Consider the following 19,155-nt stretch of genomic DNA (forward strand, 5'->3'; position numbering starts at 1 on the left):
GTTTTTCCGTGTTGGTAATGACCCGCCGTGCTAGCTTGCATGCCACGATGGCATCCGAGGGGACGACCGGTTGATCGACAAGCTTGAACTGCTGCTGGCGCTGGCGAAGGAGCGGCATTTCGGACGCGCTGCAGAAGTCTGCGGCGTGACGCAACCGACGATGTCGACCGGGCTCAAGCAGCTCGAGGAGATCCTTGGCGTGATGCTGGTGCAGCGCGGCTCCCGCTTCCAGGGTTTTACCCCCGAGGGCGAGCGGGCGCTGGATTGGGCGCGGCGGATCGTGGGCGATGCCCGCGCCATGCGTGACGAGATCAACGGGCTGAAGCATCAGCTCTCCGGCGAAATCCGCATCGCGGCGATCCCGACCGTGCTCGGCATGGTCGCCCAGCTGACGACGCCGTTCCGCGCCAAGCATCCCGAGGTGCGCTTCCGCATCCAGTCCACCACCTCATCCGAGGTGCTGGGGCTGCTCGAAAATCTCGAGGTCGATGCGGGGCTGACCTATATCGAGAACGAGCCGATCGGCAAGGTGCGCACCATTCCGCTCTACAACGAGAGCTATCGTCTGCTGACCGCGCCGGACGGAATGTTCGGCGATCGCGAGACGGTGACGTGGAAGGAGGTCGGCCAGGTGCCGCTGTGCCTGCTGACGCCCGACATGCAGAACCGCCGCATCATCGATCGCGCGCTCCGCTCGGTCGGCGCGGAGGCGACGCCGACCCTGACCTCGAACTCGCTGCTCGTGCTGTTCACGCATGTGAAGACGGGGCGCTGGGCGAGCGTGATGCCGGCCAAGCTTGCCGAGACGCTCGGCCTGTCCGATACGGTGCGCTCGATCCCGATCACCGATCCTGATGTCAATTACAGCATCGGCATGGTGATCCCGCAGCGCGATCCGATGACGCCGCTGATCGCGGCGCTGGTCAACGTCGCGCGCGAAGTCGCGCCGTCGCTGCAGCTGTAGGGGCCAGAGCGGGAGGGCCCGAGCAAGCGCCTCGTCCTTCGAGATGCCCGCTTCGCGGGCTCCTCAGGATGAGGCTCCGTTGTATCGGCGTTCGTTGAAACAGCTGCCGCGTACTCCGCCCTCATCCTGAGGGCCCGCCGGAGGCGGGCGTCTCGAAGGATGGCCGCAGGCGAGCTTCCCGCCATGCTCTAGGCCGCAGCCGACATCCCGGACGCCGCCTTGATCGCATCGCGCGGCAGGGTCACGCGGACGACGGTGCCCACGTCGATCTTCGAGCGGAGCCGCATCGAGCCGCCGTGGAGCTGCGCCAGCGAGCGCGCGATCGCAAGTCCAAGTCCGGAGCCGTGATAGGTCTTGGTGAGCTGGCTTTCGACCTGCTCGAAGGGGCGGCCGAGCCGTGCCAGCGAATGCGGCGCGATCCCGATGCCGGTGTCGGCGATCAACAGCACGATCTTGTCGTCGAGCTGCCGGCTGCGCACCACGATGCGTCCGCCGTCGGGCGTGAACTTCACCGCATTGGAGAGCAGGTTGACGATGATCTGCTTGGTCGCGCGGCGGTCGGCAACGACCGAGATCGATTTCTCGATCCCGGCGTCGAGCGTCAGATGCTTGTCCTGCGCGCGGCCGGAGACGACACGGAGGGACTCCGCGAGCGTCTGTCCGAGGTCGAGCTCTTCCATGTCGAGCTTCATGCGGCCGGCTTCGATCTTGGACATGTCGAGGATGTCGTTGATGACTTCGAGCAGGTAATGGCCGCTGGTCAGGATGTCCTGGCAGTATTCCTGGTACTTCTCCGAGCCGAGCTCGCCGAACATGCCCGAGCCCATGATCTCGGAGAAGCCGATGATGGCGTTGAGCGGCGTGCGCAGCTCGTGGCTCATATTGGCGAGGAATTTCGACTTGGTCTGGTTGGCTTCCTCGGCGCGGGTCTTCTCGCGCTGATACTTCTCGGCGAGGTCGGCGAGCTCGTTGGTCTGGCGCTCCAGCGCGGCCTGGGAGCGCTTCAGGTCGATGACGGTGGCGCGCAGGCGCAGATCGTTGTCGACCAGCTTCTGCTCGTGCTCCTTGATGCGGGTGATGTCGGTGCCGACCGAGACGTAGCCGCCGTCCTTGGTGCGGCGCTCGCTGATGTGCAGCCAGCTGCCGTCGTCGAGCTGCGCCTCGAAGGTGCGTGCGCCCGGACCCTGGCTGGCCGTCTCGTTGTGGCGGGTGCGCACCTCCGGCATGCGGCCGACTTCGAGCACGGTCTCGTAGGAGGTGCCGGGGATGACGGCGCTGTCGGGCAGCTTGTGCAGGCGCTGGAAGTGCGAGTTGCAGAGCACGAGGCGGTCGCTCGCGTCCCACAGCACGAAGGCCTCCGGAATGGTCTCGATGGCGTCGCGCAGGCGGAGGTCGGCTTCGACGGTGCGTTCAGCGAGGCTCTTCTGCTCGGTGATGTCGACGGCGATCCCGATCAGGTGCACGCTGGAATCGGTCGCCCCGTGCGTCTTCTCGCAGCGGACGCGGAGCCAGATCCAGTGACCGTCGACGTGCTGCATGCGGAAGGTCTGGTCGATATGGTCGATCTTCCCGGAGATGAGCTGGTCGGCGATCTCGAACAGGTCGATGTCGTCGGACTTCACCAGCGCGTTGACCTCGCCGAAGGTGAGGAGCTCGTTGCGACCGTCGAGGCCGAGCATCGAAAACATCGACTGCGACCAGAAGATCCGGCCGCGCGACAGATCCCAGTCCCACAGGCCGCAGCGGCCGCGGTTGAGCGCGGTGTCGATGCGGCCGCGCACGGCGTCGTTGATGAGGTCGCCCTCGCGGGCGCGCGTCGACTGCCAGTGGAAGGCGAAGCCGAGGATCAGGACGACGAAGCCGGTGGTCGCCGACAGCGTCACCGAGAGCGCGGCGTCCGAGCCCCAGATCGGCTCGTTGCGCTCCTGGATCACGGTGACGAGGCCCGGCAGCGACTTGATCTGCCGCGAGGTCGCCATCGCGGCGTTGCCGTTCGGCAGCGTCATGTCGGAGACGTTGTTGTCGCGCGGCGGCGCCGCGACCAGTTGCGCCGTGGTGATCGCATCGAGCAGGCGGTCGTTGCCTGAGGGGTCGCGGTCGATCGGAATGCGGGCGAGGATGCGGCGATCGACGCCGGCCGAGGTGACGACGACGTGGCGGCCGGAGGCCGTGCCCCAGGACGGGATGAGATCGGGCAGCAGCGTCGGCAGGTTCTCGATGTTCTTGAGCCGCTCCTGCCGCGACGAGGTCAGGCGATCGATCCGCTCAGCGAGCAGGTCGGCCAGCGCCGAGATGTCGTGGCGGAGCACCTGCCGCTTCTGGCGCGTCTGATCGACGACCTGCACGAACGCGCCGAGACAGATCGTGACCAGGAAGGCGATGATCAGCGTCGGCACGGCGCGGCGCAGCGCCGGCTCCGCGATCAGGAGCCGATGATAGGCAGGTTTCGCGATCGATTGCGCCAATCCCTTGATTGAATCGGATTGGACGCGCACGTTCGCGGCGTCTGCACGCGACATGCCTTCTGCCCCCTGGAAAACCTGCTTGCAACTTGAGTTCGGAAGCAGCCCCACGTCGCTTCCGAATCATGACCGATTTGAATCCAGTTTTCGCAGGCTGTCGAGAGTCAACGAATCGTTAACGCGAATTTATTCTTATCCAACGCGCAGTTTGCGCATTTTGCGTCCGCAAACTTACGTGCGTGGCGAGTCCGAAACGAGAACGTGTGACTCCCCGCACATTTCGCGTCACGCCCGCGGTGGCTCGGCGTGGCTGATCACGCGCTTCACGCCCGGGAACGCGCGGCGCAGCGCGCGCTCGATCGCGTCGACATGCTCGTGCACCTTGATCACGCTCATCGAGGGCGTGGCACGGCAGTGGAAATTGACGATCTCGCCGGCGTCGGTGTTGCGGACACGCACATTGTGGATGTCGTAGATCTCGCCGCCGGCGGCATATTCCGTCAGGGCGGAGGCGATGGCCCGCACCCGTTCCGGCACGGCATCGACCCCGAACGGCAGTTCCGGTTCCAATGGTTCGATATGGACGTCCACCTCGACGTCGGCGCCGAACTCCTCCTGGATGCTGCGCTCCAGCGTGTTGGCGATGTCATGGGCGGCGTCGAGCTGCATCCCGGCGTCGACCTCGAGGTCGATGCCGACGATCAGCTTGGCGCCTAGGTCGTGCACCGTGACGTGGTGGATGGCGAGGCCGGAATTGTGTGCGATGACCATGATCCGGTCGCGCACGGTCTCGTTGTCGCGCGCGACGGGGACGGCGGTGAAGGTAAGGTCGGCGTCGCCGAATGCCTTGTCGACCGCCGCCTGCGCCTTGCGCTTGATCTCCTCGACGCGGTCGATCGGATAGGTTCGCGGCACCTTCGCGATGGTGTCGATGAACGTGGTCGCGCCCACCATGCGCAGCCGCAGCCGCTCGACGTCGATCACGCCGGGCACGCCAAGGATCGCGGCCGTGGCCTTCTCCTGCGCGCCCTCGGGGGCGCGATCGACCAGCGTCTGCACGGTCGAGCCGGCCATGCGCAGGCCGAGCAGGGCGATCATCACGGCGACGGCGGCGGCCGCCGCGGCGTCGCCCCACCAGAAGCCGAGGGCGGCCAGGATCAGGCCGATGATCACGGCGAACGAGCCGAGTACGTCGGAGGCGAAATGCAGCGCGTCCGCCGCGAGCGCCTGGCTGCGCGTTTCCCGTGCGGCGCGGTGCAGGGCGCGGGCACGCCACAAGTTCACGACGATGTCGATCACCAGCACCACGAACGGTACGGCCGAGATGGTCGGCGGCGGAGTTCCCTCGCGCAGGCGGCTGTAGGATTCGACCAGGATGCCCCCGGCCAGCACGTAGAGCAGGGCGGTGACACCGAGCGCGGAGATGCTCTCCAGCTTGCCGTGGCCGTAATGGTGCTCTTCGTCGGCCGGCTTGTCGGACACCCGCACCACCGCCCAGGTGATGATGGTCGCGACCAGGTCGATCGAGGAATGCAGGGCCTCGGAAATCAGCGCCAGCGAGCCGATCGCGATCCCGACCGCAAACTTGGCCGCTGCCATGCCGCCGCTGGCGAAGATCGAGATTGCGGCGACCGAGGTCTTGTTGTGCTGTGCGCTCATGGCCCGGGATTTAGCAGCCTAGGGCTGAACATCAAGCGACGATCCACAGCTGTAGTCGCGAGTGAGTTGCAGGAGCGAAACTATTGCGAATGCTTCCGAATTGAATGCTCGCTTATGCCACCGGCTCAGTCTCGTAGGGTGGGCAAAGGCGCGTAGCGCCGTGCCCACCAACGAGTGTCTCCTGATCAACCGCTGTGGTGGGCACGCTTCGCTTTGCCCACCCTACGAGACCGCGCGCTCGTCGCCCGGCCAGGGATCACAGCGTCACGACGATCTTCCCCAGATGCTTGTTCGCCTCCATGTGCTCGAACGCCTTGTCGATGTCGGCGAAGGCATAGACCTTGTCGATCGGCAGCTGCAGCTTGCGTGACTCGACCGCGCCCCAGATGTCCTTGCGGACCTCGTCGAAGATCTCGCGGACCTCCTCGATGGTGCGGGTGCGGAAGGTGACGCCGACATAGTCGATCCGGCGCGCGGCATGCAGGTCGAAGTTGAAGTCGGCATGGGTGCCGCCGAGCCGGCCGACATTGACGATGCGGCCCTTGACCTTGGTGGCGGCGAGGTTCTGGCTCGCGACCTTGCCCGAGACCTGGTCGACGATGAGGTCGACGCCTTCGCCGTTCGTCGCCTTCAGCACCTCGTCCACCCATTTGGGGTCGGAGGAGTCGACGGCGAGGTCGGCGCCATACTCCCTGAGCCGGCCGCGGCGATAGGGATCGGTCGACGAGCCGATCACGAGCTTGGCACCCTTGAGCCGCGCGATCTGCATCGCCATCAGGCCGACGCCGGAGCTCGCCCCCTGGATCAGCACGGCTTGCCCGGGCTGAACGCCGCCAACGGTGACGACCGCGTTGTGCATGGTCGCGAGCGCGACGGGCAGGGTGGCGGCTTCCTCGAAGTTCATGTTCGAGGGCGCGCGGAACAGCCGGCCGTGATCGGCCAGGGTGTATTCGGCGAACGCCGCGCCGCCCGAGCCCATGATGCGGTCGCCGACCTTCACGCCCTTGGCATCCGGTCCGAGCTCGGCGACCTCGCCGGCCCATTCCATGCCGAGCACGGTGCCGGCACCGCCGGCGGCGCCGTGGGCGTGGCCCTTGCGCATGCCGGTGTCGGCGCGGTTCAGCCCGCAGGCGCGGACGCGGACCAGCACCTGCGTGCCCTTAGGCTTTGGTTGAGCGACGTCGGAAATCTGAGCGCCGTCAGGGCCGTAGACATAAGCCTTCATGAATTACTCTCGCTTCTTGCAGTGATTATTCAGCGGCTTGTGCGCTCGGATGAGCGATCATGCCTTCGAGCCGGCTGCGAATGATGGCTTCGGCCTCGCGCACGATGCGGGAGATCAGCTCGGCGCAGCTCGGGATGTCCTGGATCAGGCCCTGCACCTGGCCCGCCGACCAGATGCCTTCGTCCGAATTGCCGGTCGCATAGACCATCTTACCACGGGCGCCCGCAACCAGCTCGCGGATGTCCTCGAACTTCGCACCTTCCTTCTCCATGGCGACGACCTTGGTCGAGATGTCGTTTTTGGCAACGCGCGAGGTGTTGCGCATGGTGCGGAAGATCAGCTCGGTCTCGCGCTCGTCATTGGCGACGATCTTCTCCTTGATGAGCTGGTGGATCGGGCTTTCCTTGGTAGCCATGAAGCGGGTGCCCATGTTGATGCCCTCGGCGCCGAGCGCCAGGGCGGCGACGAGGCCGCGGGCATCGGCAAAGCCGCCCGAGGCGATCATCGGGATCTTGATCTTGTTGGCGGCGGCCGGGATCAGGATCAGGCCGGGGGTGTCGTCCTCGCCGGGGTGGCCGGCGCATTCGAACCCGTCGATCGAGATGGCGTCGACGCCCATGCGCTCGGCCGAGAGCGCGTGGCGGACGCTGGTGCATTTGTGCACGATCTTGACGCCATGCCTCCTGAACTCGTCGACATGCTCCTGCGGCTTGTTGCCGGCGGTCTCGACCACGGTGATGCCGGCCTCGATGATGGCGGCGCGGTATTCGGCGTAGGGCGGCGGCTTGATCGCGGGCAGGATGGTGAGGTTGACGCCAAAGGGCTTGTCGGTGAGGTCGCGGCAGCGCGCGATCTCCTTGGTCAGGTCTTCCGGGGTCGGCTGGGTCAGCGCCGTGATGAAGCCGAGCGCGCCGGCGTTCGCGACCGCGGCGACCAGCTCGGCGCGTCCGACCCATTGCATGCCGCCCTGGACGATCGGGTGCTCGACGCCGACGAGCTTTGTGAACCGTGTCTGCAGCATGATCTGTTTCCCCCGCCTCGCGTGGCGCTCTGTTATCGGTTGATGGCGGCAGGATGCCGCCGGGGTCGGGAAATGTCTATTGCGCCGCCGTGCGGTGGGGGCGGGGCGATCATGCGAGGCGTGAGGGGATTCCGTGGGGCGGATAATTTTGGTGCGGGGCGCTTGGCGTATTCTCCTGCCGTCGTCCTGACGAAAAGGGGCGACGGCGGAGAGGTAGCAAAGGTGCTGCTCCAAGGGTGCCCGGAAGGCCGAGCGCCAACTGGATCCCGCGTCAACCTTGGCCACGAAGCCGCAGGAGTCGCGATGGAATATACTCGACGTCGATGCTGATGCCGTCTCCGCTCAGAGGGTTCGCGGTGTAGACGACGGAGACAGACAGTTCGAATTGGCTGACAATCGTCAAGATAGCGATGGTGAGCGCGGTGTCTCCGCTCGGGGTCGCGCCCAGCAGCATCTCTGCGATACGGCAGCAATCATCCATCGTCGCCCCCAACGGAGGAAGCTTGATGACCTCTACCTGACGTGCAGCGAACGTGGTCGGATCGGCGACGTCGGGTTCACGCGCAACAACAGCGCCCGAGTTGATCAAGGGCACGACGAACTTCAGAACCGGTGCCGTCACCAGGTTGAGATTTTGAATGTTGACCTCGGTCGCATACACGCCCGGCCGGGCGCCGGCGACACAACAGCAGCTTGCCTCGGATTGCTTGCCGCATACGATCTTCGCGCTGTATGCGAAGAGGCCCTCGGCTGCGGCCGGTATCGCGCCGAGCTTTTCGAGAAATGGATGCTTCAACCGGTCAGCACTTGAGCCCGTCTGATTGTTAGCCATCTCGACCTCCGTGAAGGTTGTGGAACGGATGAGCGGCACCTGGGCGCGTTGCTTATAGTCCTCGGTCTTGCCTCGATTGAGTTTTGATTACGCTACGCCAGACGCTTTCCCGCAGCGCCTGCTCACCACCTACAATAGCACTGTCGAGGAATGCTCGCCAATCATGTCAAAGGCGAATAACGGCTACTCCGCCGACAGCCGCACCATCTGGCGGCCGCCGTTCATTTCCTTGAGGCTGTTGACGAATTTTTCCGGGCGCTGCCAGCGGTAGGGGACCTGCAGGCCCATGAACTCGGCGATGTCGCCGATGAAGCCGGTGCAGTTGGTGGTCTCAGCGTTCCAGACCGGCGAGCTCGCCTGCAATTTCTTGATATAGGCGAAGACGCGCTTGGCGTCGGCTTCGCTCAGATAGACGCGGTAGTTCGCGGTCAGATAGTCCGGATCGAGATCGCCGTAGCTCGCGCCGGTTTCGGCTGGCACCCAGGTGAGGTGACCGAGCACATAAGCCCAGGTGTCGCCGGCGGGCGTGAGGCCCGCGACTTCGACGGCGCGCTCGCTGGTCTTGCCATACCAGACGAACGCATGGCCCCAGCTCGCCGCCGTCCGCGCGCGGAAGTCGACGTAGTAGGGACCTTTCTCTGCGCGCGCGACGGGGCGCCGCGTCGATTGCGGCGCCGGTCGTGATGCGGAGTCGGTCGTAGCAAGCGCATTGGCGTCGGCAACGCGCTTGTTCGCTTCGTGGGCCGAGGCCGAGGGGGTGGTGCAGGCGAGCATCGCCGCGAGAGCGAATCCCGCGAGGATGCAGGATCCCGATCGATCAGATGTGTTCGTCACGTTGTGCCCCTCGACTACCGGCCGCTTACGCAGATTTCTTGCGCGTATTTCCGTTGCGCGTCAGTAGCGCGCAGCGACCGGGCCGGGCGCCTTGCCGATCGGGGCCTTTCCAATCGGGCTCTTGCCAATCGGCATCTTGCCGATCGGCGCCTGCTCCGCAGGATAGACGGGAACGGGCTGGCGACGCGGCAGATCCGCAGCGTTCGCAGCCGTCACCAGAGCAAGCGTCGCACCCAGAGCAATTACAATTTTCTTCACAGTCATACCCCTAGAAGGTTTGGTCCAAACACGGCACGGCCGTGCCCCCAGACACGCCTCATAGAAGGCGGCCGAATGCGTCCAAGTTGCGGCACCCGCGGGACATGTTGGCGGCATTGATCGGGTGTACAGGGATGTGATGTGTCTGGATGTTTCGGGCTGCGCGGCCTGGTCGGTAGGATGGGTAGAGCGCAGCGAAACCCATCGGCCATCTGCGCGGGGAGCGATGATGGGTTTCGCTGCGCTCTACCCATCCTACGCTGCTGCTACGCGTCTCTCACCCGATCCTGTTCAAGCTGTTCCGGATCGTCGAGAAGATGCCGCCGATGTCCTTGCGCAAGGCATCGAGCGCGTTGAAATTGTCAAAGATGCGGGCGAGGCGGTCTTCGACCTCGCGCTTGCTCCTGGCGAGGGCATCGACGCGTGAGGCGAGGGTGACGTCGCCGTTCGCCTCGATCTCGCCGACGGTTTTCGCAAGAAGATCGCGGGTGGTGCCGACCTCCGCGATCAGGGCCTCGATGCCGAACACCGGCGCCTTCAGCGGAACGAGGTCGGCCTGCGACTTCGACAGCTCCGTCTTGAACGCGTTCAGCGTCGCCAGCGTCTCCTGCAACACGCCGAGGCGCTGGCGCGACTGGAGGACGAAATCGTTCAGCGCGTTCTGGCGGTCGACGAGGGTCTTGCCGTCGGGGTCGGTTTCGACGTCGGCGAGCGAGCGTTCGAGCAGGGCCTGGCGCTGGCCGAGCTCCTCGAAATCGAGCCGGATCGCTTTCAGGATGTTGAAGCTGTCGTCGATGCGGGCGAGGCGCTGCGCGATCTCGATCTTGTTCTTCGAGAGCGTCTCGACGCGAGTGTCGAGCGGCGCCTCGCCGCCGGTCTCGAGTTCGTCGATGCTCTTGGCCAGGCGGTCATGGCTGAGGCCGAGCTCGCCGATCAGGGCATTGATGCCGGCGTCCGACGAGCGCAGCGGGACCAGCTCGGCATGGGATTTCGCCAGATCTTCCTTGTACTGGCTGAGGGTCACGAAAGTGTCCTGGACCGCGTTCACCCGTGACAGCAGCGCCGATACGTCGCGCGCAACATCTTTCAGGCGGTCGGCGAGGTTGTTCTTGCGGTCGTCGGTCTCGAGGTCGAGCAGGGAGCGTTCGAGCTGGTTCTGGCGGTCGCGGATCTCGGTGAAAACAGGCTCGACCGCGCGCCGCTGATCGGCGACCTTTCCCACCATCTCTCGCACCCCCTGCTGGCGCCGGCGGATCTCGGCGAGCTGGTCGTGCATGTCGGTGGATTCGTTGCGGCCCTGCTGGAGCAGGGCGCGCTGCTCAGTCTCGCCGAGCTTGTCATGGAGGGCGGAGACGGCCTCGCGGGGATCGCTTTCGATCAGGTGCTGGACGGTGGCGTCGAGGTGGTTTTGCAGGGCGTGGGCGACGACGACATCCTCGCGGGTCTTCTTGAGGCGGTCGCGCAGGGTATTGAGGCGCCGGTCCTGACGCGAGAGCCGCCAGGCGGGGGCGCCGATCAGCGCCAGCCCGAGCGTCACGATCGCGCCGGTTGCGAGACGCTGCGGCATAGGCAGGTCCGCAAACAGGGCGGGCAAGTGCGCGACGTCATAACCAAACGCCTGCTGGGCGAGGATCGCGATGGCGGCTAGCAGGACAAACCAGGCAACCACGAAAAACAGCCACATCGTGACTTCCCCACCCGGGACACATTCTCGCCATAGTTGCTATTGGAGAGCGGAACCGAGATCAAGGGGCGGGCGGGGTTGCCAGATGTTTCCGGTCGCGCGATCCACTGCTGGTTGCGTCAGTCGATTGGCGGAGAGCAGGGTGCCAGGTTTTCCCGGGGAGCGGGGCAAGGCCTGTAAGCCCGGATGGAGCAAAGCGCAATCCGCGGTCTGCGCGCGCAGAAACGCCCGTCCCGGATTAGGCTTCGCTCCATCCGGGCTACGGCACTGCGTGGGCCCCTTTCGGGGAGGCTAGCAGCAGGCGTCGGCGCGAGCCGGCGAGCCTCGGGCTATCATTTCCCGAGGAAGTTCGTGCGCATCTTGTCGGCGAACCAGACCACGAAGATCGCAGCGAACGAGAGAGCGAAGTACAGAGCCGCCCAGAGAAGTGCATTACTGGCATTCGACATGACATCCTCCCTTGCATCAGAAATCGATCTGTTGCCGGGAAGGATAGCGGCAGCCGCGACCGCCGATTTGCGCAGGATCAATTTTTGTCGGGCTGCGGCGCAAATGGCCGGCGAGCCTTCATTCCGGGCCCACGATGGATTTGCGGCCTAGGAATGACGCAGCGAGTTACAGCCGAAACTCGTTGGTGAGCTCGCCGATGCCGTCGATCGCGACGGTCACTGTATTCACCGGCTCCTTCATCACCCCGACGCCGACCGAGGTGCCGACGGCGATGAGGTCGCCGGGAAGCAGGGTCATGTCGTGGGAGATTTTGCTGACCAGCTCCTGCGCGGTGAAGATCATGTCCGAGATCGGATAATTCTGCCGCTCCGCCCCGTTGAGGATGGTGCGCACGGTGAGCTTGGCCGGATCGAGGCCGGTTGCGATGACGGGGCCGAACGGGCCGTAATCATCGATGCCCTTGGCACGGGCCCATTGCGGGAAAGTGGGATCGCTGGTCAGGATGTCGTTGGCGGTGATGTCGTTGACGCAGGTGTAGCCGAAGATGAAACTGTCCGCCTCGGCCGGCGAGACACGGGCGCAGGTCCTGCCGATGACGATGCCAAGCTCGCCCTCATAGGTGGTCTTGCCGTCGTAATAAGAGGGACGGCGGATCACGGCGCCCGGCGTCGTGATGGTGGTGGTCGCCTTCAACAGATAGAGCGGCTCCGGCGGCTCGGGCTGGTTCAGCTTGGCGGCGAGCGCGTGGAAATTATTCCAGAGCGCGACGATCTTGCTGGGTGTGCAAGGCGCGAGCAGCTCGACCTCCGACAGCGCCAGAGTCTTGCCCGTGGCTGCATGGCGGCCGAACATCTCGCCCTCATGCACGCTGATGCCTGATTGCGTCAGGGTGCCGAAACCGGTCGCACCGGCATGGCGGAAGCGCAGCCATTGTTTCATCTCGCCCGCCATCACGCCACCGCCAGTGCACGGGGATCGGCAGGCGCGGAGACGCCGTCATAGAGGCCGGCGATTCGGGCACGCTGGGTCACCATCGCCAGCACCGAGTCGAGCGCGGGCGTGGCGATGCCGGTGAGGCGGCCCATCTCCTGCACCACGGTGACGAGCGGGTCGATCTCCATCGGACGGCCGCGCTCGAGATCCTGCAGCATCGAGGTCTTGTGCGCGCCGACCTTGCGGGCGCCCTCGATGCGGCGCTCGACGTCGACGCGGAATTTGACGCCAAACGTCTCGGCGATGCCTTGCGTCTCCACCATGATCGCGCGCGACAGCGCACGCGTGGAGGGATCGGTGCAGATCACGTCGAGCGTTGCATGGGTCAGTGCGCTGATCGGGTTGAAGCAGACATTGCCCCAGAGTTTCAGCCAGATCTCGTCGCGGATGCGATCAAGCACCGGCGCTTTCAGCCCGGCGGCGACGAAGAGATCGGCGAGGCGCTGCACGTCCGAGGTGATTTCGCCGGAGGGCTCGCCGAGCGGGAAATTGTTGCCGTAGACGTGGCGGATCACGCCGGGCGCTTCGATCTCGGTGGCGGGATAGACGATGCAGCCGATGGCGCGCTCGGCGCCGATCTCGCGCCACTGCCGTCCGCCGGGGTCGATGCTCTCCAGCGTCGAATTCTCGTATTGGCCGCCGTGCTTGTAGAAATACCAATAGGGGATGCCGTTGACGGCGGTGACGATGCGGGTGTGCGGCCCGAGCAGCGGCTGCATCTTCTCGATCACGCCGGTGATCGAATGCGCCTTCAGCGTGATGATGATGTAGTCCTGCACGCCGAGCTCGGCGGGATCGTCGGTGCAGCGCGGATGCACGGTGTGCTTCTCCTCGCCCGCGAGCAGGGTCAGCCCGCGCTCGCGCATCGCGGCAAGGTGGGCGCCGCGCGCGACCAGGCTGACGTCGGCGCCAGCGCGTGCGAGCTGAACCCCGAGATATCCGCCGATCGCGCCGGCGCCGTAGATGCAGATCTTCATGAAATCCTCGCGGGTGTCCGGAATTTTGGGACGAAAGATCCGGTCCGGCTCGGAGAGGTCCGAGCCGGGGCCGGCAGTCGCAGGGGAAGTGTGACGCTTTAAGCTGCTGCTTGCGGCGAGCCGTTGATCGCTTCGTCAACGGCAGCAGCAATGTCGCGCATGCTGATGACGGAGACGAGGCTGTAATCGTCGATGACCGGCAGGTGACGGATGTGATTGCGGTTCATCAGATGCCGGACGTGCTCGATCGTGTCTGAGGAGCTGCAGGACACCAGCTGCTGCACCGACACGAGCTGCGAGACCTTGACGTTAATGGCGTTGGCACCATGCTCGGCGACGGCGCGCACCACGTCACGCTCGGTGAACATGCCGACCGCGGTGTTGCCTTCGGAGCGGACCACGTCCTTGACCACCAGCGCGCTGATATTGTTGGCGCGCATCAGCTTGGCGGCGATACCCACCGTTTCGTTCATTCGCACCGTGACAACGCGCGGTGTCTTCTTGCGCAGAATGTCTCCGACCAGCATTGCAACCTCCCTAGGTGAATGACAGGGGAAGTGTGGTATACATAATGCCAATCGTCAAGCATTCGATTTGGCTGATCCGAAAATTCTTGCGGCAGCAATACTGACGTTTGTCATCGTGCCAAAAAGGAAAAGGGGCGCATCGCTGCGCCCCTTTCGACCGATTGAAAGGCGTGTGGTCGCTACGCTGTCTCGGTCTTGGCGTTGCCGGTCTTGGCGGTGCCGGTCGCAGCGTTGGCGCTCTCGGCTTCCTTGCCGAGGATGAAGGAGCGGCGCAGCGGCTTGATCACGAACAGCGCCGTCAGCGCCGCCGTCGCGTTCAGCGCCACCGCGACCACGAACACGGCCTTCCAGCCGTACGTTGCCGAGATCACGCTGGCGAGCGGGACGAGCAGGGATGCCGTGCCTTTCGCGGTGTAGAGCATGCCGTTGTTGGTGGTTGCGTATTTCGAACCGAAGGTGTCGCCGCAGGTCGCAGGGAACAGCGAGTAGATTTCGCCGAACACGCCGAAGTACACCGCGGTCGCGAGCACGAACACGATCGGTATGTTTCCATAGGCCGACAGCGTCAGCAGCATTACCGCCGCGGTGCCGAACGCGATGAACATGGTGTGCTCGCGGCCGATCGTGTCGGAGACCCAGCCGAAGAAGGGACGTCCGAAACCGTCGAAGATGCGGTCGAGCGAGATCGCGAACGTCAATGCCGCCATCTGGAAGCCCGCGAGCGTCACCGGCGTGTCGGCGATCTTGAAGTCGTGCGCGATCGGGCCGATCTGCGCCGCGGTCATCAGGCCGCCGGAGGCGACCATGACGAAAACGAGATACATCACCCAGAAAATAGGGGTGCGCAGCACCTGCGGCGGGGTGAAGTCGATCTTGGTCTGCGGCAGATTGAGCTGCTTCTTCTTCGGCGGGATCGAGATCCGCGGCGGCTGGATGAAGAAGGCGAGCACGAACACGATCAGGCCCTGGCCGATGCCGAAGGTGAGGAACGCGTGCTGGTAGCCGCTCGTTACGATCATGGTCGCGATCGGCACAATGGTGAGCGCGGCGCCCGCGCCGAAGCCGGCAGCGGTCGCACCGGCGGCGAGACCGCGGCGATCGGGGAACCATTTCAGCGCGTTGCCGACGCAGGTGCCGTACACCGCGCCGGCGCCCATGCCGCCGACGACCGCGGCGGCGTAGAGCAGGGTGAGCGAGTCAGCGTAGGAGTTGAGCACCCAGGACAGCGCGATCATGACGCCGCCGAACATGACGACGATGCGCGGACCGTATTTGTCGACGAACCAGGCCTCGATCGGCACCAGCCAGGTCTCGGTGACGACGAAGATGGTGAAAGCGAGCTGGATCGCCGCGCGGCCCCAATGATACTTGGCGTCAATCGGATCGACGAACAACGTCCAGCCGTATTGCAGATTGGCGATCATCGCCATGCAGACGATGCCCATGGCGAGTTGGAACCAACGGAAACCGGTGCGAAGAGGCGCAGCTGTGACGGCGCCGTCCGTGCTGGAAATCATCAATAACCTCCCAACGCGCCTGATTGAATGCGACCTGGGATTGCAAGATGACCCAGTGTCGCAAATATTGTGGCTTATCGTCGCAAGCGCGGCGGGGACATTGGTATACCATATTCCAGAAGGCAAGCCCAATCTTGTGACGCAGCGCAAGAAAAGTGCACGGTTCCCTTCAGGTCAGCGGTAGCCAAGACGGGTTCTGAAAAAACGAAAACGCCCGGCCGTGAGGCCGGGCGTCGTGCTTGGTTTAGATGTGGTGGCGCGCGTCAGGCGGCGGCGGTCGATTTCGCGACCACGACCTTGCGCCAGGGCTTGAGCACCATGATCGCCAGCAGCGAAGCCAGGATGTTGGCGCCGGCCGCGATGATGAACACGCTGTCCCACGTGCCCGACGATTGCTGCATGTAGTTGGCGATCGGGACAAGCAGCGCGGCGGTACCCTTTGCGGTGTAGAGCAGGCCCGCATTGGTGGTCGCGAACTTGGCGCCGAACGTGTCGGTGCAGGTCGAGGGGAACAGCGAGTAGATCTCACCCCAGGCGAAGAACACGAAGCCCGACAGCAGCACGAACCAGAGCGGGTCGTGTCCCCAGAGATAGAGCATCCAGATGCCGAACCCTTCCATGCCGAAGGCGATGAACATCGTGTTCTCGCGGCCGATCATGTCGGAGATCCAGCCAAAGAACGGACGCGTCAGGCCGTTGAGCACGCGGTCAATCGTGGCTGCGAACGTCACCGCGGTCATCGTCACCGCCATCAGCGTCACCGGAACGCTGTCGACCTTCCAGTCGACTGCGATCGGCTTCAGGTTCGCCGTCACCATCAGGCCGCCGGCGCCGACGATCACGAACATGAAGTACATCAGCCAGAAGATCGGCTGGCGCAGCACTTCGGTCGGCTGATAGTTGCGGCGGGTCTGTTGCAACGCAGCGTTCTGCACAACGGGAGGCACCTGTCCGGCCTTCGGCGCGTAGAGGAAGAAGGCGAGGATGCAGATGATGATGCCCTGGCCGAGCCCGAAATACAGGAAGGTGGTCTGGAATCCGCTGTCCTTGATCATGGCCTGAATCGGCGCAACCGTGAGCGCGGAGCCCGCGCCGAAACCGGCCGCCGTGATGCCGGCAGCAAGACCGCGCTTGTCGGGAAACCATTTCAGCGCATTGCCGACGCAGGTGCCGTAGACGCCGCCGGCGCCGATGCCCGCGATGATCATGCCGAGATAGAAGCCGTTGAGCGTGGTGGCTTGCGCATTGATCGCCCAACCGATGGCGCAGAGCACGCCGCCGACGAGCACGACGATGCGCGGGCCGTATTTGTCGACGAACCATCCTTCGACCGGCACCAGCCATGTCTCGAACAGTACGAAGAGCGTAAAGGCCCATTGGATCGAGGCGCGATCCCAGCCGAACTTTTTCTGGATGTCGGGGACGAAGAACGTCCAGCCGTATTGATAATTGGCGATCATCACCATCGCCGCTACACCGACCGCCAATTGCGCCCAGCGATACGTGTCGCTAACCCGCGCGGCGGTTGGAACCGTTGCCTGCACCATGTCCGTCATAAAGCCTCCCGTGGCGCCTCTAATTTTTCTGCGAGCGCTGGAGAGGCATTCTTGTATTCATTATGCCAAGGTTCAAGCGCTGGTCCGGTCACCGTGCGCAAATGCCGCAGGACCTTCATCGGTTGCGGCTGTGACTCGGGACAACGCAAATAGAAATGGCCCCGTCCTGCGGGGCCATTCATCAAAAGTAGTATGTGGACGGTTCTGAAACCGGCGCGTCGCGCTTGCCGCGCGGGAGGCGCTGCTTACAGGCCGAAGCGGGGCAGGTCGCCGTTGTGATTCGAAATCTCGGCGCTCGCCATCAGGAAGCGATCGACCGCAGCCAGGAAGCGGGTGAACAGCGAGGCGGAGGGGGCGAGCGCGACGGAAGCGGTCTTGGACATCTGAATTCCCTTTCTCGAGACGGTCAGTGATGCTGTCTCATTTCGAAGGGCAATCTACGTATACCAGATGCCAGTGTCCATGCATGCCATTGCATAGCAGCATGCATGCTCCCGCATTGCAGCATAATGATCCGTTAAAGGGACCGAACCGAGCTCAAAATTGCCAGCCGGGCTGCTGGAGTTGCGAGATCGGCCCCAAAAGGCCCCCATTACGGAGGCAAAAGAGCGCGGACAGAGCGGCGCGCGGGTTCCAAATCCAACCGCACCGCAACATTCAAGGTCTTGGCAGGCCCAGCCAAAGCCGTTAGTGGTCTGCCCCCTTTTCCAATCAACTGTCAGAGTGGTTCATGTCGAGCGCCTCGCCCGCCGTCTCGATCGGCATCGATTTTGGGACCAGCAACACGGTCGTCGCGATCGCGGCGGACGATCGCCGGGTCGAGGCCATCCGCTTCGATCACGGCGGCCAGCGCCACAGCGTCTACGTCTCGGCGCTGTGCTTCTGGGAGGATCGGCCGGGCGCCGGCGCCCAGGCCGAAGGCGGTCCATGGGCCATCGAGACGTTCCTCGAAGGCCGCCACGTCTACCGCTTCCTGCAGTCGTTCAAGACGTTTGCGGCGAGCTCCAGCTTCAACACCACGCAAGTGTTTCGGCAGCGCTTCAAGTTCGAGGACATTCTGGCGGCGTTCCTGCGCACGCTGGCGCGCCATGGCGGCGAAAAGTTCGGCTTCGAGACGTCCAACATCACGGTCGGCCGCCCGGTGCGGTTCGCCGGCGGCAATCCCGACGAAGCGCTGGCGATGCAGCGCTATCGGGCCGCGTTCGAACGCCTCGGCGCCGGCCACGCGCGCTATGTCTACGAGCCCGTGGGCGCGGCGTTCTCCTTCGCCCGACGGCTGGAGCGCGATGCCACCGTCCTGGTTGCGGATTTCGGCGGCGGCACCAGCGATTTCTCCGTGATGCGTTTCTCGCGCGTGGGTGGTGCCTTGCGTGCGGAGCCGCTTGGACACGCCGGCATCGGGATTGCGGGCGACACGTTCGATTACCGCATCGTCGACCACGTCGTCTCGCCGCGGCTGGGCAAGGGGTCCAGCTTCCGCTCGTTCGACAAGGTGCTGCCGGTCCCCACCGGCCACTATACCAACCTCGCGCGCTGGCATCAGCTCGCGATGATGAAGAGCAATGGCGATCTGCGCGAGCTCCGGGAGCTTGCGCGCAGCGCGCTGAAGCCGAAGCTCCTTGAAGATTTCATCACCATCGTCGATCTCGACCTCGGCTTTTCGCTCTACCGCGCGGTATCCGACGCCAAGGTCGCGCTGTCGGCGCGGGACGAGGTGGACTTCCGCTTCAAGGGGGGCGGCGTCGACATCGGTGCGACCATCACACGGAAGAATTTTGAATCCTGGATTGCCGACGACATCGCCCGGCTGGCTGCCACCGTCGACAAGGTGCTAAGCGAAGCGGGCATCACCGCGCGCGAGGTGGAGAAGGTGTTCTTGACCGGCGGGACTTCCTTCGTTCCGGCCGTCAGAAAGCTGTTCGCCGACCGGTTCGGCAACGAACGGCTGATGTCGGGCGACCAGTTCGAGTCGATCGCCTACGGCCTCGCGCTGATTGGACACAGTCCCGATCCCGATCGCTGGACCGCAAGCGGTGGGATTACGCCGAAGGCGGGCGCGTAGCCCAGCAACAGCCGCCATTGCTTGGCTGCTCGCAATGACGACGGAGAGCTGTCATCAGTGCCGTAGGGTGGGCAAAGGCGCGGAGCGACGTGCCCACCATCTTTCCGAGGTTGAGAGAGCATCGGTGGGCACGC

The 19,155-nt window shown here is 64.5% G+C and carries 16 protein-coding genes; 2 read left to right on the forward strand and 14 right to left on the reverse strand.

Annotated features, from left to right (window positions below; translation table 11 throughout):
• The first annotated feature begins 70 nt into the window (after positions 1-70).
• Positions 71-964, forward strand: a complete 894-nt coding sequence (locus AC0L3X_RS24555; RefSeq protein ID WP_014496684.1) for a LysR family transcriptional regulator — start codon at positions 71-73, stop codon at positions 962-964.
• Between the two features lie 188 nt (positions 965-1,152).
• On the opposite strand, the gene AC0L3X_RS24560 is transcribed toward AC0L3X_RS24555, so the two are convergent.
• The 14 genes from AC0L3X_RS24560 to AC0L3X_RS24625 all read right to left on the reverse strand — a co-directional run bounded on the left by AC0L3X_RS24560 (position 1,153) and on the right by AC0L3X_RS24625 (position 17,342).
• Positions 1,153-3,483 (reverse strand): PAS domain-containing sensor histidine kinase, encoded by a 2,331-nt coding sequence (locus tag AC0L3X_RS24560; RefSeq protein ID WP_063984537.1) that lies wholly within the window; start codon positions 3,481-3,483, stop codon positions 1,153-1,155.
• A gap of 228 nt (positions 3,484-3,711) precedes the next feature.
• Positions 3,712-5,085 (reverse strand): cation-efflux pump, encoded by a 1,374-nt coding sequence (locus AC0L3X_RS24565; RefSeq protein WP_063984536.1) that lies wholly within the window; start codon positions 5,083-5,085, stop codon positions 3,712-3,714.
• 256 nt (positions 5,086-5,341) lie between these two features.
• On the reverse strand, positions 5,342-6,310 hold the full coding sequence (locus AC0L3X_RS24570; protein WP_063984535.1) for a quinone oxidoreductase family protein: 969 nt from the start codon (positions 6,308-6,310) through the stop codon (positions 5,342-5,344).
• Between the two features lie 25 nt (positions 6,311-6,335).
• Complete coding sequence (locus AC0L3X_RS24575) at positions 6,336-7,331, reverse strand: NAD(P)H-dependent flavin oxidoreductase (RefSeq protein ID WP_063984534.1); 996 nt, start codon at positions 7,329-7,331, stop codon at positions 6,336-6,338.
• Positions 7,332-7,602: 271 nt separating this feature from the next.
• A complete protein-coding gene (locus AC0L3X_RS24580; protein WP_187387764.1) occupies positions 7,603-8,163 on the reverse strand; it encodes a hypothetical protein in 561 nt (186 codons plus the stop codon).
• 183 nt (positions 8,164-8,346) lie between these two features.
• Complete coding sequence (locus tag AC0L3X_RS24585; protein ID WP_063984532.1) at positions 8,347-8,997, reverse strand: hypothetical protein; 651 nt, start codon at positions 8,995-8,997, stop codon at positions 8,347-8,349.
• Between the two features lie 60 nt (positions 8,998-9,057).
• Complete coding sequence (locus AC0L3X_RS24590) at positions 9,058-9,261, reverse strand: hypothetical protein (protein ID WP_063984531.1); 204 nt, start codon at positions 9,259-9,261, stop codon at positions 9,058-9,060.
• 271 nt (positions 9,262-9,532) lie between these two features.
• The gene (locus AC0L3X_RS24595) at positions 9,533-10,939 is read right to left on the reverse strand and encodes a hypothetical protein (protein ID WP_231144476.1); all 1,407 of its coding nucleotides are present in this window, start codon (positions 10,937-10,939) and stop codon (positions 9,533-9,535) included.
• 615 nt (positions 10,940-11,554) lie between these two features.
• Entirely contained in the window at positions 11,555-12,328 is a 774-nt protein-coding gene (locus AC0L3X_RS24600) for a fumarylacetoacetate hydrolase family protein (protein ID WP_063986546.1), read from the reverse strand.
• A gap of 11 nt (positions 12,329-12,339) precedes the next feature.
• Positions 12,340-13,359: a 2-dehydropantoate 2-reductase gene (locus AC0L3X_RS24605; RefSeq protein ID WP_063984530.1), complete on the reverse strand. Its 1,020-nt coding sequence runs from the start codon at positions 13,357-13,359 to the stop codon at positions 12,340-12,342.
• Positions 13,360-13,457: 98 nt separating this feature from the next.
• Positions 13,458-13,886, reverse strand: a complete 429-nt coding sequence (locus AC0L3X_RS24610) for a CBS domain-containing protein (protein WP_063984529.1) — start codon at positions 13,884-13,886, stop codon at positions 13,458-13,460.
• A gap of 179 nt (positions 13,887-14,065) precedes the next feature.
• A complete protein-coding gene (oxlT, locus tag AC0L3X_RS24615) occupies positions 14,066-15,403 on the reverse strand; it encodes an oxalate/formate MFS antiporter (RefSeq protein WP_063984528.1) in 1,338 nt (445 codons plus the stop codon).
• 263 nt (positions 15,404-15,666) lie between these two features.
• The gene (gene oxlT, locus AC0L3X_RS24620) at positions 15,667-16,959 is read right to left on the reverse strand and encodes an oxalate/formate MFS antiporter (protein ID WP_063984527.1); all 1,293 of its coding nucleotides are present in this window, start codon (positions 16,957-16,959) and stop codon (positions 15,667-15,669) included.
• A gap of 245 nt (positions 16,960-17,204) precedes the next feature.
• On the reverse strand, positions 17,205-17,342 hold the full coding sequence (locus AC0L3X_RS24625) for a hypothetical protein (protein WP_166098301.1): 138 nt from the start codon (positions 17,340-17,342) through the stop codon (positions 17,205-17,207).
• A gap of 347 nt (positions 17,343-17,689) precedes the next feature.
• On the opposite strand from AC0L3X_RS24625, the gene AC0L3X_RS24630 reads away from it, so the two are divergent.
• On the forward strand, positions 17,690-19,021 hold the full coding sequence (locus tag AC0L3X_RS24630; protein WP_063984526.1) for an Hsp70 family protein: 1,332 nt from the start codon (positions 17,690-17,692) through the stop codon (positions 19,019-19,021).
• The last annotated feature ends 134 nt before the right edge of the window (positions 19,022-19,155 follow it).

It is taken from the genome of Bradyrhizobium sp. MI1.7 (assembly GCF_055811795.1).

Coding starts and splice junctions, on each gene's coding strand:
- AC0L3X_RS24560 (WP_063984537.1), bottom strand. CDS start 3,483: ATGTCGCGTGCAGACGCCGCGAACGTGCGCGTCCAATCCGATTCAATC.
- AC0L3X_RS24565 (WP_063984536.1), bottom strand. CDS start 5,085: ATGAGCGCACAGCACAACAAGACCTCGGTCGCCGCAATCTCGATCTTC.
- AC0L3X_RS24570 (WP_063984535.1), bottom strand. CDS start 6,310: ATGAAGGCTTATGTCTACGGCCCTGACGGCGCTCAGATTTCCGACGTC.
- AC0L3X_RS24575 (WP_063984534.1), bottom strand. CDS start 7,331: ATGCTGCAGACACGGTTCACAAAGCTCGTCGGCGTCGAGCACCCGATC.
- AC0L3X_RS24580 (WP_187387764.1), bottom strand. CDS start 8,163: ATGGCTAACAATCAGACGGGCTCAAGTGCTGACCGGTTGAAGCATCCA.
- AC0L3X_RS24590 (WP_063984531.1), bottom strand. CDS start 9,261: ATGACTGTGAAGAAAATTGTAATTGCTCTGGGTGCGACGCTTGCTCTG.
- AC0L3X_RS24595 (WP_231144476.1), bottom strand. CDS start 10,939: ATGTGGCTGTTTTTCGTGGTTGCCTGGTTTGTCCTGCTAGCCGCCATC.
- AC0L3X_RS24600 (WP_063986546.1), bottom strand. CDS start 12,328: ATGAAACAATGGCTGCGCTTCCGCCATGCCGGTGCGACCGGTTTCGGC.
- AC0L3X_RS24605 (WP_063984530.1), bottom strand. CDS start 13,359: ATGAAGATCTGCATCTACGGCGCCGGCGCGATCGGCGGATATCTCGGG.
- AC0L3X_RS24610 (WP_063984529.1), bottom strand. CDS start 13,886: ATGCTGGTCGGAGACATTCTGCGCAAGAAGACACCGCGCGTTGTCACG.
- oxlT (WP_063984528.1), bottom strand. CDS start 15,403: ATGATTTCCAGCACGGACGGCGCCGTCACAGCTGCGCCTCTTCGCACC.
- oxlT (WP_063984527.1), bottom strand. CDS start 16,959: ATGACGGACATGGTGCAGGCAACGGTTCCAACCGCCGCGCGGGTTAGC.
- AC0L3X_RS24625 (WP_166098301.1), bottom strand. CDS start 17,342: ATGTCCAAGACCGCTTCCGTCGCGCTCGCCCCCTCCGCCTCGCTGTTC.
- AC0L3X_RS24630 (WP_063984526.1), top strand. CDS start 17,690: ATGTCGAGCGCCTCGCCCGCCGTCTCGATCGGCATCGATTTTGGGACC.